Origin of the sequence: Rhodococcus sp. YH3-3 (genome assembly GCF_001653035.1) — a bacterium.
Lineage (GTDB): Bacteria > Actinomycetota > Actinomycetes > Mycobacteriales > Mycobacteriaceae > Rhodococcus_F > Rhodococcus_F qingshengii.
The window spans coordinates 544259-559719 of the sequence record NZ_BCWH01000001.1 but is presented as its reverse complement, the minus strand read 5'-3'; the positions used below and the strand labels follow the sequence as shown (position 1 = coordinate 559719).

The following is a 15461-nucleotide window of genomic DNA, read 5'->3' as shown; positions in this document are numbered from 1 at the left end:
TTGTAGAAACACTGAGAGCCCTAGCCTGCGGACGTGGCCGGCTTCTCAGACTCCTCGGGTTCCTCCTTCGGCATGTCCCGAGGGCCACTGATCAGGATGTCGGCCCAGCGCGTGGCTGGGTCGATGTCGAGCAGGACGGCCTTCACCAACAACGAGAGCGGGATCGCCAGCAGCGCTCCGAGCGCCCCGAGAACCCACGACCAGAAGACAAGTGAGAGGAACGTCATCGTCACCGACAGTCCGACGGCGTCGCCGACGAACTTGGGTTGGATGATGGACTGGATCACGAAGTTGATGACGGAGTAGACGACGATCACCCACAGCATCAGCCACGGCCCGCCCTGCAACAGTCCCAGGAGCGCCGGTGGAATCACGCCGATGACGAACCCGATGTTGGGGATGTAGTTGGTGATGAAGGACAGCAACGCCCACAGGACGGGCAGCTGAATGCCCATGAGCCACAGCGCGCCACCGTCGAGTACCGCCACGATGAGGCCGAAGACCGTCGAGACCACCAGGTATTTGCGAGTTCCGGCGGCAAAGGTGGAGAGCGCGTAGGAGATTTCTGGACGTTGCTCGGACAACACATGCAACCGCGAGCGGATGCTCATGCCGTCGAAGGCCATGAACAACAACAACGCGAGAATGAACACCAGATCCGACAGGATGCCGAGCAGGCCCTCCAGTCCGCTTTCGAGGACGCCCACAACCTTCGTGAGATCGACACTGCTGAGCGTGCTTTGGATCTGTTCGGTGCTCACGCCGAAGTCGGCCAACTTGTCGCGGCCCTCGTTGAGGAGGTTGGTCATCTCCTCGGAGTACTGCGGCAGGATCGTCGCCAACTGAGCCGTCGACACGATCAACGACGCCGCCAACCCGAGCAGGATCAAGTACACGGTGACCAGTGAGCCCAACATCCCGACCCACTTGGGCCACCCTCGGCGCTGTGACCAATCCTGAATGGGCTGAACGGCAATCGTCAGCACCAGGGCCAGGAATACCGGTCCGAGGATGCCGCCGAACACCTTCATTCCGCCGACGGCGACCACGGTGGCGGCAATACCGAGCAGGACGATCAAACCGCGCGGGATCGACCAGTTCTCACTACCGGACAGCGTGGGGATCGGAGTGGGAGCCTCGACGGCCGGCTTTCCCTTCTTAGAGAACACCGGCTTAGAGAACACCGGCTTCCTTTGCCCGGCTCCTGATCTGGAATGCTCCCACGATCATGAAGAGGCCGAACAGGATTGCGTACCAACCCAACAACCAGATGAGGCTGATGATGCCTTCGCCGGGCGCGATGAGAAGAATGATGCCGAAGATGACAGCAAGCACCGATGCGGCGAGCAACCATCCCCAACTGGATCCGGGCAGCGCCTTCATCTTGAAGGCGCCGACAATTCCGAAGATTCCGAACATGATGGCGTAGAAGGCAATTATGTACAGCAGCACCAGCGCAGTGATGCCCGGCCAGACCAGCGCGACGATGCCGGCTCCGACCGAGACGACGCCCGTGAACACCCACCAACCCCACGAGCTCAGATGCTCGCGGTCCCGGATGGCGCGAACTATCGTGATCAAACCGTCGGCGATGGAGTAGATACCGAACAGGAAAACCAAGGCCACCACGGTAATTCCCGGCCACACGAGCGCGATTATTCCGAAGATCACGCCGAAGATTCCGCGGATCAGGATCATCCACCAGATCTCTTTGCCGTACTGCACGAACGGATTCTGCGTGACCATCAGTAGCCTCCGAAACAAGCGGGTGTCTCTGACCGATTCAACAGCTCTTCAAACAGGGCAGTACCGACAGATCGTATGACTCTTGTGACCTTTCCGCCCATCGAAACGCGCGGCTGATACCGAGTTGTGCTCTTCGGGTACGAAGCGAGGGGACTTTCAGCCTGCTTCTCGAATACTTGCTTCTCGAATACCGGGCGCAGTCCACGATCCCGACAGCACTGCAGCCTTCGGCCAGTACAGGCGCAGAAAGACGTTGAAGTCGCCGGACGGAGCCGGCAGCCAGTTCCGCTCCTTCTCACCACCAGGGGATTCGTGCTGAAGATAGATGTCGAGGGAACCGTCGTCGGCAAACACCAGATCGCTTCGATCGCCAATCGCGTATCGGTCGATCGGGTTGTCCACGAAGAACTGCCGCTCGTTCATCATCGTGAGCGACCAGAAGCCCTCGACCGGTGGCAGCTCGTCCTTCTCGAAGTGCAGGACGTACTTCTTCGCCCCGGTCAGCGGCTTCCCGTCGACGTCCGTCGTGGCATGCGGGTACACGGCATCAGCGTCGAGATTGGCCCCGAAACCGAGCCAGACGATCAGAGCCCGCTGAGCGTAATGGGTTCCGTAGTGCCCCAAGCCGCGGTGCATCGTCCAGCCGTTCTTCGGACTGCCCTCGGCCTCTTCGGCGATCTCGCTCAGCACGTCCATACCGGTTCGCGCAGCTCTATCGAGGGCATCACGTACCTCCTGCGGACGCGACCTCCAGGGCAAGGAGGAGCCGATTCCTATGTCGGACAGTTGTTTCATCATCTCGGTGTCCTCCGGACGCGGAGGATTGTCGTCGAGAAGTGCGTCGAGTCTGGTGAAGAATGCCTCGCCGTCCATGGCGGCCACCTGGTCCACCGGCGGCGTCCGCGTGTCGACGGCAGGGTTCACCGGCATTTCACCAGGCGTGTAGTCCTGCGGGTCACCCGTCCACTCCGACAGAGGAGTGAGTCGCGTCCGGTCCTGCAGGCTGTGCACTTCTGCCAGGTCTGTTCCCCCCGACGTCGCGTAGCGGGCGACTATCCAGTTCATCGCCGTCGGAGACCGCAGCAGCGTCAAACCCTTGGGCACGTTGCCTTTCCAATTCGGCCCGGCCACCAGGTACGGTCCCCCGGTCCGCCCGACTGTCCGAGATCCCGGAACCGTGAACACGTCGCTCCACGCGTCGAGGATGGGGACCAGCCAGTACCGCGTGCCGAAGTCCGGCAGTGAGAGCACCTGCGGTTCCGTCGAGACGTCCAGCCACCCCGACGAGTAGAGAGTGTCCGCGTTGGGTGAGACGACATCGGTGAAGGTCGCATCCGGCGTCGTACGCGCGTATGCGAACTGGTTGAGCGGGGCTTTCATCGCCACCGGCGAAGGCACCGCCGTCATGACATCCCGCGATACCGCAGCAATCAACAGGGGATATCCGAAGATCCACGCCTGCGTTGCCAGGTCTTCCAGCCGAGAACGGTTCTTCGACAGAGTCATGTCTGCGCATACCACCGCCCTCACCAGCGCAAACCTGGCTGGCACTCTCCCTGTCTTGTGTGCCAGTACCGAATGGGTGCATATTTCGATTACCCAACGAGGTGTGCCGGACCGACGCATGCGCGTCTGCCCGAGATTTGCCCCAGCACCGAGGGAGGAACAGAAATGAACAGAAACGAAGCAATAGGCATTTCTCCGTTCCAAGCCGCTGGGTCTTTGCAGGGGTTCGTCATTTCCGGTCGTTGGCCGGACACCACCCAGGAGTGGGCGCAGCTTCTCGCATTGGCTGTCCGCGTGGCCTCGATGCCAGGTTTGTTGCCGACCACGACGGTCTTCGGGGTCCGTGAAGACGTTCCCGAAGATCCGCAGCCGGGCACCGTCGGTCTGGTGGTCGCCGAAGGTCCGGTACTCGGCGATTTCGCCTTGACACCCGGCCGTTTCTCCGACCATCAGCCACCGGCGCTGATCATGCTGCACCCACCGTCGGAAACCACGCCCAGCCTGCCGGAATGCGAGGGCAGCGCGTCGGGGTGCGTACTGCTGCCAGGCCTTCCCTATCTGGGTTTGGAGCATCGTGCGGCGTGGGTCGAGGCTGAGCCGGACGGCACAGTCGTCTCCATGATCAGTCGTGTCGGCATCGATCCGATCAGCGATCCCGACACCGCTGTTTTGGCCATGCTCCTCGCCTCGTGACGGCCCCGGTAAGCGATAAGTTCGGACTCCCAAACTTGCTGTGCGCTTTGCCAATTCGTTTCAGGCGCGCTAACGTGGGCAGCAACGAAGGGGAGTAGCCCCCAATCGCCCGTGTCGACATACTGGTTCGACGCGCTCCGCCTGGTGCGGATCGCGAAGCACCCGGCCTGGCGAACCGAAGGTCCTGTGGCCTCGGTGGGCGAGACCTTCGGCCGGACAAGCGCACCCACTGCGCCTGCCCAGGCCGGAGGCTCGCATTTTTCCTCCGACCTACACCGACCGGAGGAGTAAATCTTGCTTGCCGCAATACTTTTGAGTTTCGGCGTCATTTTCGTCGCAGAACTCGGTGACAAGTCGCAACTGATGGCAATGACGTTTGCCTTGCGCTATCGCTGGTGGGTCGTCCTCGGCGGAATCACCGTCGCCACCACCCTTGTTCACCTCGTCTCGGTCGCCGTCGGCCACTACCTGGGCGTCGCCCTCCCCACCGCGGCGATTTCCATCGTCGGCGGTATCGCTTTCCTGATCTTCGGCCTCTGGACCTTGCGCGGTGACGATCTCACCGACGACGAGCAGAACAAGGCCGGTCGCGTCACGCGATCCGCCTTCATCGCCGTCGCCTCGGCCTTCTTCCTGGCAGAACTCGGCGACAAGACCATGCTCGCCACCATCACCCTTGCCACCGACAACGACTGGATCGGCGTCTGGATCGGGTCGACGGTAGGCATGGTGGCGGCCGACGCTCTCGCCATCATCGTCGGCTCGGTGCTGGGCAAGCACCTTCCGGACGGATTCATCAAGATCGGCGCCGCGGTGCTGTTCTTCGTCTTCGGTATCTGGCTGCTGCTCGAGGGCATCTTCCCGGACTCGTCGGCCGGCATCATCGGCGGTGGCGTTGTCCTGGCCGTGTCCGTGCTGGGCGCACTGGCTCGGATGATCTGGAAGCGCTCCCGTGCGACCGACTCCGCTACGCATCTCGTCGACGACAATCGGACGCCGATCGACTGACGCTCAGCGAAGAAGGTCGCCGGCACCCCAAATCGCGACCGGCACATGACCTTCTGCCACTCCGCTTGGTCCGAGCAGCTGTCCGAATCGCTTCATCGGGTACAACGAGACACGTCGATCGAGGATCCGCACACTACCGATTCGGCGGAGGCGATCCTCCACGACAAGACTCTGCGCGAGGCTGCTCAGCCACACGCTGATCAACATGTTCGCTGTTCCGGTAGTCGCCACCAACAATCTGATCTCCGGCCAACTCGACACAAGATTGCCGAGTTCGTCGGTGGAACCGTCCACAGCGACATCGAAGATCACTTCGAACGGTGAACCGACAGCCTGTTGCGAGACATCGCAGCGGAAAATCAACTGTCGCGATGCAGTCAGCTGGGCCAAGCGCCGTCGAATCGCAGTCTCGTTCGTTCCACAAATCGCGGCGAGACGCGCATAGCTGGCACGTCCGTCACGGCCGAGCGCCTCCAACAGGGCACCGTCGGACTCGCGGAACTCTGTCGGATCTGCCGGCACCGCAGCGCCCTTTGTCGATGCCGTTGCCAGCTGAGCCCGACCCGCTTGCCCCAGAGCGCCCGGCTCCCAGCTGAACCCGTCCCGGTACACCTTCACCCCGACCCGGCTTCTGATCGACAGAATTCCAGGATCGGCGGCAAGGTGCTCACACACCAAGGCGTCCAGACTCTTGTGGTCGGCGGCCACGACTCCGACGAAATATTCGTACTCGCCTTCCGTCCTGGCCAACAGATAGGCACAGGAGAGTTGACGTAACAGCTCCCCCACGTCGGCAACGGAATCCTGTGTGGTCCTGATCAGGAGATAGCCGAATATGTGGGTTCGACCGATTGCGACCGCGTTGACCCACGAATGACCGTTCGAGACGAGGCGACGCCACCGGCGGGCGATCGTCGTCGAATCCATGTCGAGCACTGACGACAACTGCGTCCACGACGCGCGGGGGTTGAGCTGAAGTGCATTGATGATCTCCAGATCAGATTCCGCGATCACGAATGTGTCGGATTCCGGCTTCATCAGGCCAGTATTGCCGGATTACTGCATTCTGGTCGGTGATCCCTGCCTGTTTGCCAAAGATGTGTGAATCACTTCACAGGTTCACCACTTGGAGGCCCAGTGCTTCGCTCCACCAAAGTCACGGTCGCGTTGCTGTTCGTCGCGTACGCGATCGACTACATAGATCGGCTGGCGATCAACCTCGCTCTCCCCTTGCTCGGTGAGGAGTTCGATCTCGACTACTCCCAGCGTGGATTGATCATCTCCACGTTCTTCATTGCATACACGCTGGCCCAACTGCCTGGTGGACTGCTCGCCGATCGATACGGCGCAGTCCGGATGGCTCTGATCGGGTTGGTGGCGTGGAGTGTCTTCACCGGCCTCACTGCCCTTGCCTGGTCGTTCGGGACGCTTCTGGTTGTTCGCTTTCTCTTCGGTCTCGCGCAGGGCGTGTTTCCGGCAGCTGCAGTAAAGCTCGTTGCCGAGCGGAGCATCCCGGAGCAACGTGCCACTGCCACAGGATGGATGAACAGTTCCAACGCCGTCGGTACGCTTCTCGCCATCGTTGTTGCGGCAGCTCTTCTCCCGTTGATCGGCTGGCGTGGGATGTTTCTGGCCGTCGCGGCGCTCGGCGTACTCTCGCTCGTCAGCATCAAGTTGTGGCTCCCGCCGGCACTTCCGGCGGAGATCGACCACGGTCCGGATTCTTCCTGGGACAACATGCGCACCGTACTTCGCTCCCGCGCGATGTGGCTCTTCGCCTTGATGTTCTTCGGATACGACTTCGTGATCTGGGGGATGTCGTCGTGGGTTCCGTCCTACCTCCATGACGAACGTGGAATCGCCCTCTCGAGTGCAAGCCTCCTTCTGATTCCGGCTACCGTGGTGGCCGCCGTGACCACCGTCATCGGCGGGCGAATCTCCGATCGACTGGCAGGCAACAGTCGTGTCGTCGTGGTGCCGTCCATGCTCGCGTGCATCGTGATGCTCGTTTCGATTCCTTTCGTCTCCAACACGGCCTTGTTCGTCGTTCTCGTCACCCTCGGATCTGCCGCTGCCTCTTTCGCTTTCATGCCGTGTTTTGCACTTCCGCTTCGTAGCCTGCCTTCGTCGGTGGTCGGAGCAGCCTCGTCGATGATCATTTTCGGCGGCATGGTCGCCGGAATAGTCGCACCGCTTGTATTCGGCTTCATCGTGGACCATCTCTCCTGGTCAGCGGCGTTCGTATCGCTCGCACTCGGGCCCGTCGTGGCGATCGTCGCGGTCATGGCAGCACCACAAACCCGAGAAAAGATGCTGAACCTGGTGCAACTGAAAACCGCCAACTGAAAGAAGATCAACCATGAATCAACTGCTTTCGAATCTCGAGTTCGGAGACCCGTCGCGGTTGCGAACCGTCGAGCCGCACTGGTTCGAGCTCTACCGGGACCTACACGCACACCCCGAGTTGTCCGGCGACGAAACTCGCACCGCCGCAATTGTTGCCGAGGAACTTCGGCGAATCGGCGGCTGGGACGTCACGGTCGGGGTCGGCGGTACGGGTGTCGTCGGTGTTCTCGAAGGGAGCAGCGGTCCGGTGATCCTGCTACGCGCCGACATGGACGCGTTGCCGGTGGCAGAAGACACCGGTCTGTCCTACGCCTCCAGAACTGATGGAGTCATGCATGCGTGTGGCCACGATGTCCACGTAACCGCGCTGCTTGCCACGTGCGCAGCACTTTCCGCGGATCCGACATCGATCACCGGGACTGTTGTCGCGGTCTTCCAGCCTGCCGAGGAGACCGGCTCCGGCGCTCGTGCGATGGTCGACGACGGAATCTTCGACCGCTTCCCACGACCGGACCTCTGCCTGGGACAGCACGTGGGCCCGACTCCGGCGGGGATGTTGGTCAGCAAACCCGACATCTTGATGGCAGCATCCGACACGATACGAGTGGTCTTTCACGGCCGTGGTGGACACGCGTCCTCACCGTACGCATGCATCGACCCTTTGTTGATGGCAGCGTCTTTCGCGCTGCGCATTCAAAGTCTGGTCGCTCATGAAGCGGCAACCCCGACAGCACCTGTGCTCACGGTGGGAGCCTTGCACGCCGGCACAGCTGCGAACATCATTGCCGACGACGCCGAACTGCTACTCAGCCTGCGAACTTTCAGTGCATCGTCGCGAGATCACATGCTCGAATCGGTGGGCAGGATCGCTCGCGCAGAAGCTGACGGGGCAGGCGCCGTCGAACAGCCGGACGTTCATGCGTACAACGGCTTTCCGGCCACGGTCAACACTCCGGACGCCACGTCCACGGTGATGTCCGACCTGCGACAGGCCGGCTTGGGAATGCATACTCTGTCACAACCACTTTCGGGTAGCGAGGACTTCGGCATCTTCGGCACCGCCGCCCAATGCCCCTCCGTATTCTGGCATTTCGGCGGAACGGCACTTCAAAGTTTCGACGGAACCGCCCTTGCCGCGCTCGCCGAGGGACGGATACCACCCGGCACGCCGTCGAATCATTCACCGCGCTTCGCCCCAGATCCCGCCGCGGCCCTACCCGAAGGTGTTACAGCCATGACCGCGGCCGCGCTGGGAGCCCTTGCGCGGAGCGCGTGATTCCCACGCATACTGTCCCAGGGAGATAACGTCATGTCAGACGAACTGCACTACCTCAGCGCCACCGAAGCCATTGCTCACTTTCGCGCGCGGGAATTGTCTCCGGTCGAACTGCTACAGGCAATCATCGACCGAACTCAGAAGTTCGAACCTCACATCAATGCCTTCACCGAAGAGATGTTCGACGAGGCACTCGCAGGCGCCCGGGATGCCGAGAGCCGGTATCGCGGCCAAGGACCCGACCCGCGGCCACTGGAGGGAATTCCGGTAGCTGCCAAGGAAAAACATGCCATTGCCGGAAAGTCGCTGACCGAAGGCTCTCTGGCGGGGCGCGGCAACATCGCCCGCGAGAACGCACCGGTGATCGACCGAGTTCTGGCAGCAGGCGGTCTGATTCACGCACGCACGACGACACCGGAATTCTGCGTCGCGGCATTCACACACTCTCCTTTGTGGGGCGTGACCCGCAATCCCTGGAACCTCGATTACAGCCCCGGAGGTTCATCCGGAGGAGCCGGCGCCGCACTGGCCGCCGGAACTACTACTCTGGCAACAGCATCCGACATCGGCGGGTCGACGCGAGGCCCGGCAGGCTTTACCGGCACCGTCGGTCTCAAGGCCTCGTACGGGCGTATCGCCGGGGTCGCCCCGCTGTCCATGGATTCCTACCGTGGCGACGGTCCGATGGCCCGAACTGTCGACGACGCAATTCTTTTGGCCAACGTTCTGATCGGGCCGGATCCGCGTGACCATTCTTCCCTGAGGCCGGCGATCACGCTGCCACACGAGTACCCGTCGGTCGAGGGAATGCGAATTGCCCTGTGCCTGCGGCTCGGTGACTTCCCCATCGAGCCTGACATCGAGGCGAACACCCGGGCTCTCGCACAGTCGTTGGTCGATGCCGGCGCGATCGTCGAGGAGATCGAGTTGCCGTGGACTCGTGATTCGATGGCAGCAGCGGTGAAAGTCCATTTCGGAACGATCATGGGTGCATCCGTCGCGGAAGTTGCTCGCGTCCACGGTGATCTTCTTGCCGACTACACGCTCGACAACGTCGCGATCACGTCGAAGGGCGCTGCGGAAATGTCATTTCTGGACGGCCTTCGCAAGGAAACCCAAATGCAACGAGAGCTCGCCGAGGCGATGGCTCCCTTCGATGCGCTGATCTGCCCGACTTCGGGCACCATCGCCTTCCCGGCAGGCGAGTCTTTGCTCGACGGCCTCACTGTGGCGGGTCAGCACGTGAATAACACCGCCGAAGCACTTCTCACATTGCCGTTCAACGTCGCCAATCGGTGCCCCGTATTGGCGGTGCCGAGTGGACACGCACACAACGGCGTTCCCACGGGCGTCCAGATCGTCGGCCATACGTACGACGAACCGACCGTGTTCCGGATCGGCAAAGCACTGGAGAAGATCCGCCCGTGGGCATACACCGACCAGCATCAACCGAAGCTGAATGTGGTGACGCCGGCGTCCTCTTGATTGCTGAGGAGATCAGAGCTTGGCTCTGATCTCCTCAGCGATCGGCTGGAACTGCTCGAGGAATGTCAGGGCCCAACCGAAGGACGCGACGCCCTCGTAGTCGAACGAGTACACCTGATCATTCTTGACGGCGCGCAGACGCTGGAAGATGGTGTCGTTCGCCAACTTCTCGTTGATGGGGCCCTTGCCACTGTTCGTGATGATGACGTCGGCCTCGTCGAGTAGCTCCAACTGCTCCCTCGGGAACCACTCGTTGCTGCCGGCGGGAATTGCGAGTGAACGGTCGTTGAACTGGAACCCGGCCTCGCTGATGACCGTCGTCTGATACTTGGTCGGCGAGTACAGCGAGAAACCACTCTCCTCGAAGTACGTGGTGTAGACGACCTTCACCTTGCTCAGCACATCAGCGTTGTCGCTGCGGAACTTGGCGATCCGCGCCTCGTACCGATCTGCCAACTCTTGAACCTTCGCGCTCTGGTTCAGCGCGTCCGCGACTCCGAAGGCGCGCTCCTTCCATGCGTACTGCCCGTCCTCGGCAAAAACCGCGGTCGGTGCGATCGACCGGATCTGCTCGTAAAGATCCGGGTTGTTCTCCGACAGCAGGTTGGTCATCACGATCAGGTCGGGAGACAAAGCCGCTATCGCCTCGGCGTTGGGCTCGTACCAGCGTCCCACCTTCGGGAGAGACCGCAGAGCGGACGCATAGGGTTCCGGGACGCCGTCGGCGTTCTCGTAGTCGACCGGCAATCCGACCGGTGTGAACCCGGCGTCGAACATCGCGGGGCCCGTGTAGTAATCGGCGCTGACCACCCGTTGCGGGTTGGTGGGCACTTCCACCTGCCCCAGAGCCGTGTTGATGGTGCGCATCGAACCCTCGGCCGATTCACCGGAGCTGGTTCCGCAGGCCGTGAGCAATCCGATCCCCGCCAAGGCACCGGCTCCGAGGAAACCGCGTCGGGTAAGTGCTGCGGTGATGCGAGCGAATTCGGCATCGGTGTCAGCGGTGGGCAATAGAAGTGATGTCATGAAAGTGCCTCCAAAGCGCCGGTTTCGAGTTCGTTGAGCCAGTTGATTGCAGTGCCGTAGTCGGTGACCTGAGTGCTGATTCCGAATACCCGGCCCGAAGCTGCTGCCGGAATGCGGCTCCACAGCGGGCTGGTGAAGACGGATTTCATTCCTGCAGAATCAGTTCCGTTCGGCTGCTTCGGGTAGATGACGACGGTGACGTCCCGCAGCATTTCGAGTTGTTCGAGCGGGAAGGCTTCGAAGCCGGTGGCTGGGCGCAGGTCCGGGATGAATTCGCCGCGGGTCACGTTCAGGTCGGCGAGCATCGCGCCGGTCACTCCGGTTGGATACAAGATGGAGAAGTGCCCTTCCGAACCACCGATAGCAACCTGGGCCCACCGATTCTCGCCAAGCTGCGCGGCGTATTCGGTGCGGATTCGCTCTTGCATCGCCTGATACTTCTCGCGATTCGACGTCAATGCCGAACCCTTGTTGACCGCGTCTGCGACACCCTCGGCGACAGCGCGCCAATCCGATCGGTTCGTGCCCGAATACACCGCTGTCGGAGCAATTTTCGAGAGCTCGCGGAACATGTCCTCGTCGATCTCGTACGCATCGCCGACAATGAGATCAGGCGCGGCAGCCACGACGGCTTCGCGGTTGACCTCGAGGAAAACCCCCACCGTGGACAAGCCGTCGATGAACTTCTGCTGTGTCGGGGTGAACTGGTCGATGTACGCGCTGTAGTCGAGCGTCGCGACGGGTCGGGCGCCGACGGCTTGCAACTGCCACGGGGTGTTGTAGGAGACGGCGACGATGCGCTGCGGATCAACGGGAACATCCACGGGTCCGTAATGCGTCTGCACCGTCCGAGTTTCGCCTTCCGCACCGCCACCGCCGTCCTCACTGCTGCATCCGGCAAGGGCGAGCATGGACAGTGCGGCGGCACTTCCACCCAGAAAGCCGCGTCGGGTCAAGGCCGCGGCGACGCGAGCGAACTCTGCATCGGTATCTGGAGTCGGTAACAGGAGTGATGTCATGGGTTTCCTGACGGTTATCCGAATTAGGGCTACCTAAAATTACTCTCACCTGCACCGTTACGGTGAAGCCTCTTGGCCAAGACGTATCTCTTTCGCGCCAAGACGCCAATCGTTGAACTGGTATTACCACTTGACCTCTTACCGATAAGCGGGTTACGGTCGGTACATGTTTCAACCCGTTGCACGTACCTCGGCCTCCGGCGCAGTCTTCGACCAGATTTCGGTGAAAGTGCTGGCCGGAGAGCTGGCTGCGGGCGAGGCGCTACCCAGCGAGCGCAAGCTCGCCGAGGCATTCGGCGTCTCGCGACCCGCAGTCCGCGAGGCAATTCAGAAGCTCGCCCAGGCCGGGCTCGTCGAGGTCCGCCAGGGCGAGTCCACGTCGGTGCGCGATTTTCGACGCCAGGCCGGACCCGAACTTCTCCCCCAGCTGCTGGTGCGCGACGGCGTCCCCGACCTGAGCGTGGTGCGCAGCGTCCTGGAAACTCGCGAGTTGATGGGACCGCAGATCGCTGTGCTGGCCGCCCGTCGCATCTCCGCGGAATCCGCCCGAGAACTCGACGCGGCCGTTGATCAACTAGGCGCCACCGAAGATCCAGTGGAGTTGCAAGACCGCGCTCTGGCGTTCTGGGACGTCGTCGTCGACAGCGCAGATTCCATTGCCTTCCGTTTGATCTTCAACAGCCTTCGGGCTGCATACGAGCCGGCTATGACTGCACTTGCATCCGTCATGGTCGCCGAAGTCGGCCAGACCGACCTGTATCGAAAACTGGCCTCCGCCATCACTTCACACGACGAGCCAACTGCCGAGACGTCAGCCGCACAGCTCCTTCACACCGGCACGACGGCAATCGGCGACGCTCTCACCTTCCTGGAAGGACTGAAACCATGAGCAAGCCTCTCACTCTCGCCGATGCCGCACGGACGTTCCGCAAGTCACCGACGCCGTGGATGATCGGCACCATGCTGCTGGCCGCCGCGGCGGCGCGCATCGCAGTGGGCAACTGGCAGATCACCGACGCCCTCGTTCCGCTCGTGATGCTTGCCGCATTCCCCTTCGTGGAGTGGATCATTCACGTCTTCGTTCTCCATTGGAAGCCGCGAACCATTGCCGGCGTCACACTCGATTCACGGCTGGCGCGCAGCCATCGGGAACACCACTTTGCGCCGCGAACCGTCTCACTCATCTTCATCCCGTGGCAGACGCTCCTGATCGTGATTCCCGTTCTGACAGCCGTCGCCCTCCTGACATTTCCCCGCGTCGAACTCGGTCTGACGTTCCTGACCTTCATTTCCGTGCTCGGCCTCGGTTACGAGTGGACACATTTCCTCATCCACAGTGACTACAAGCCGAAAACTGCTCTCTACCGGTCGGTTTGGCGCAATCACCGCAGCCACCACTTCAAGAACGAGCACTACTGGTTCACCGTCACCACCGCGGGAACTGCCGATCGCGTACTGGGCACGTACCCCGATCCCAAATCCGTCGAGACCTCCCCGACAGCCAAGAACCTGCACGGCGCAGCGTCCAAGCTGTGAAGGAAGACCGATTCCTGGCCCCCAGCTGGCAATGAACTTGAACTTGCCTGTGTATCAGCAATTTTCGTTGAAACTCGTCAGAACCGTGCTTAGTGTCGATGGAGTCAGAAGTTCGAAAACGCTGTAACCGAAGGACACAACACATGTTCAACGATGTATTCAACAACGTCATCCACCCGATGGTCACGAACTTCCAGCAGTTAGGCCCCCAGCAGTTCATTCCGCAGCAGTTCATCCCACAGGGAGTGTTCCAGCAGGCGCCGCAGGCAGCAGAGCAGGCAGTGACGATCTTCGGTAGCTGATACCGCAATCCACAGATAGCGCCACTCAGGGGTCGTCCGTCCAATATGCTGGACGGACGACCTGAGTGCCTCCGCCTGACAAGGATCCCCATGACCGCGAACACCCCCATCCACGCTTTCACCGACGACGCCCTGGGCGACCTCGACGCCACCGGCGTCGCCGCCCGGATCGAATCAGGCGAGGTGACCGCACGGGAAGTCATGGAGGCATCGATCGCCCGCGCCGAGGCAGTGCAGGGGCAATTGAACGGTCTGGCCTGCACTGATTTCGATCGTGCCCTCGCCAGGAGCAACCGGCCCGCCAAGGGCGTCTTTGCCGGTGTCCCCACCGCGATCAAGGACAACACCGACAGCGCCGGCCTTCCCACCCAGCAGGGCAGTACCGCCTTCACCGCGATCCCCGCCAAAGCCGACAGCGATTTCGCGAAGCAGTTCCTCTCCACCGGGGCCATTTCGATCGGCAAGACCCGACTGCCCGAGTTCGGATTCAGTGCGTCCACCGAATACATGACGGAAGAACCCGTGCACAACCCGTGGAATCCGGCGTACTCGTCGGGCGCTTCCTCGGGAGGCGCAGCCGCGCTTGTTGCTGCCGGCGTACTCCCGATCGCGCACGCCAACGACGGCGGTGGATCGATTCGCATTCCCGCCGCTGCCTGCGGACTCGTCGGACTCAAACCCACTCGCGGACGCACCATCGCCGATCCGGCCGACAAGTCGATGCCGATCCGGTTGATCGCCCAGGGCGCCGTTACTCGCACTGTTCGCGACACTGCACGATGGATGTCTGCGGCTGAGAACTACTACCGCAATCCGCGACTCGCACCGGTTCGCTTGATCGAAGGACCCAGCTCAACCCGCCTGCGCGTCGGCGTGATCGCCGATTCCGTCACCGTCACCAAGACGGACGACGAGACGCGCAAGTCCGTCGAAGCTACGGCCGAACTCCTTGCAAGCCTTGGCCATCATGTCGAGGACGCAGCACTGCCCGTCGGCCCCGAATTCATCGACGACTTCAGCATTTACTGGGGCTTTCTGTCGTTTGCCATCTCCACCGGTGGCAAACAAATGCTCGGACCCGACTTCGACAAGTCCGGCACCGACAATCTCACCAAGGGCCTCTACACGCTGTACCGGAAGAACCTGGTGAAGACGCCGCGCGTGCTCTACCGTCTGCGACGGCTCCAGCAGCAGTACAGCGCCATGTTCTTGAAGTACGACGTCGTGCTCTCGCCGGCTCTGGGGCACACCACCCCCGAGCTCGGATACCTCTCTCCCGCTCAGCCTTTCGAGGAGCTTTTCGACAAGTTGATCGCGTACACGTCGTTCACACCGCTCAACAACATTTCCGGTGGTCCCGCGATTTCGCTACCGATGCATCAGACCAGCAACGGTTTGCCGTTGGCTTCGCATTTCTCCGCCGATCTCGGCGACGAGCGCACACTCCTCGAATTGGCCTTCGAACTGGAAGAGGCTCAGCCCTGGAGAAGAATCCAGGACTGAGCCTCGCCGGTAAAT

General features: G+C 61.7%; 15 protein-coding genes. 9 read left to right on the top strand and 6 right to left on the bottom strand.

Annotated elements, in window-relative coordinates; all coding sequences use genetic code 11:
• Window positions 1–20: 20 nt before the first annotated feature.
• The 3 genes from YH3_RS02665 to YH3_RS02655 form a co-directional block, all read right to left on the bottom strand.
• On the bottom strand, window positions 21–1169 hold the full coding sequence (locus YH3_RS02665) for an AI-2E family transporter (RefSeq protein ID WP_064442949.1): 1149 nt from the start codon (window positions 1167–1169) through the stop codon (window positions 21–23).
• A gap of 4 nt (window positions 1170–1173) precedes the next feature.
• A complete protein-coding gene (locus YH3_RS02660; protein WP_003944155.1) occupies window positions 1174–1746 on the bottom strand; it encodes an HdeD family acid-resistance protein in 573 nt (190 codons plus the stop codon).
• Between the two features lie 156 nt (window positions 1747–1902).
• Window positions 1903–3252 carry a DUF1254 domain-containing protein gene (locus tag YH3_RS02655; protein WP_003944160.1) on the bottom strand — a complete coding sequence of 450 codons (1350 nt, stop codon included), beginning with the start codon at window positions 3250–3252 and terminating at the stop codon, window positions 1903–1905.
• 165 nt (window positions 3253–3417) lie between these two features.
• Between YH3_RS02655 and YH3_RS02650 the strand changes: the two genes are divergently transcribed.
• The gene (locus YH3_RS02650; protein WP_003944138.1) at window positions 3418–3945 is read left to right on the top strand and encodes a hypothetical protein; all 528 of its coding nucleotides are present in this window, start codon (window positions 3418–3420) and stop codon (window positions 3943–3945) included.
• Between the two features lie 294 nt (window positions 3946–4239).
• On the top strand, window positions 4240–4953 hold the full coding sequence (locus YH3_RS02645) for a TMEM165/GDT1 family protein (protein ID WP_007735982.1): 714 nt from the start codon (window positions 4240–4242) through the stop codon (window positions 4951–4953).
• A 3-nt stretch (window positions 4954–4956) separates the two neighbouring features.
• On the opposite strand, the gene YH3_RS02640 is transcribed toward YH3_RS02645, so the two are convergent.
• Entirely contained in the window at window positions 4957–5991 is a 1035-nt protein-coding gene (locus YH3_RS02640) for an Lrp/AsnC family transcriptional regulator (RefSeq protein WP_064442948.1), read from the bottom strand.
• A gap of 99 nt (window positions 5992–6090) precedes the next feature.
• On the opposite strand from YH3_RS02640, the gene YH3_RS02635 reads away from it, so the two are divergent.
• From YH3_RS02635 to YH3_RS02625, 3 genes are read left to right on the top strand one after another with little or no spacing between them, the layout of a single operon-like run.
• A complete protein-coding gene (locus tag YH3_RS02635) occupies window positions 6091–7299 on the top strand; it encodes an MFS transporter (protein WP_042920610.1) in 1209 nt (402 codons plus the stop codon).
• Between the two features lie 13 nt (window positions 7300–7312).
• On the top strand, window positions 7313–8575 hold the full coding sequence (locus YH3_RS02630) for an amidohydrolase (protein ID WP_030535849.1): 1263 nt from the start codon (window positions 7313–7315) through the stop codon (window positions 8573–8575).
• Between the two features lie 33 nt (window positions 8576–8608).
• Window positions 8609–10060: an amidase gene (locus tag YH3_RS02625; RefSeq protein WP_064442947.1), complete on the top strand. Its 1452-nt coding sequence runs from the start codon at window positions 8609–8611 to the stop codon at window positions 10058–10060.
• Window positions 10061–10072: 12 nt separating this feature from the next.
• On the opposite strand, the gene YH3_RS02620 is transcribed toward YH3_RS02625, so the two are convergent.
• Both YH3_RS02620 and YH3_RS02615 read right to left on the bottom strand, forming a co-directional pair.
• A complete protein-coding gene (locus YH3_RS02620) occupies window positions 10073–11086 on the bottom strand; it encodes an ABC transporter substrate-binding protein (RefSeq protein WP_003944194.1) in 1014 nt (337 codons plus the stop codon).
• Window positions 11083–12105 carry an ABC transporter substrate-binding protein gene (locus YH3_RS02615; protein WP_030535851.1) on the bottom strand — a complete coding sequence of 341 codons (1023 nt, stop codon included), beginning with the start codon at window positions 12103–12105 and terminating at the stop codon, window positions 11083–11085. Before YH3_RS02615 ends, YH3_RS02620 begins: the two co-directional genes overlap by 4 nt.
• Before the next feature lie 166 nt (window positions 12106–12271).
• On the opposite strand from YH3_RS02615, the gene YH3_RS02610 reads away from it, so the two are divergent.
• The 4 genes from YH3_RS02610 (at window position 12272) to YH3_RS02600 (ending at window position 15446) form a co-directional block, all read left to right on the top strand.
• A complete protein-coding gene (locus tag YH3_RS02610; protein WP_030535852.1) occupies window positions 12272–12994 on the top strand; it encodes a FadR/GntR family transcriptional regulator in 723 nt (240 codons plus the stop codon).
• Window positions 12991–13641, top strand: coding sequence for a sterol desaturase family protein (locus YH3_RS02605; protein ID WP_064442946.1), 651 nt, complete (start codon window positions 12991–12993; stop codon window positions 13639–13641). Before YH3_RS02610 ends, YH3_RS02605 begins: the two co-directional genes overlap by 4 nt.
• Window positions 13642–13784: 143 nt before the next feature.
• The gene (locus YH3_RS35930; RefSeq protein ID WP_003944172.1) at window positions 13785–13943 is read left to right on the top strand and encodes a hypothetical protein; all 159 of its coding nucleotides are present in this window, start codon (window positions 13785–13787) and stop codon (window positions 13941–13943) included.
• A gap of 90 nt (window positions 13944–14033) precedes the next feature.
• Window positions 14034–15446, top strand: coding sequence for an amidase (locus tag YH3_RS02600; protein WP_050655963.1), 1413 nt, complete (start codon window positions 14034–14036; stop codon window positions 15444–15446).
• The last annotated feature ends 15 nt before the right edge of the window (window positions 15447–15461 follow it).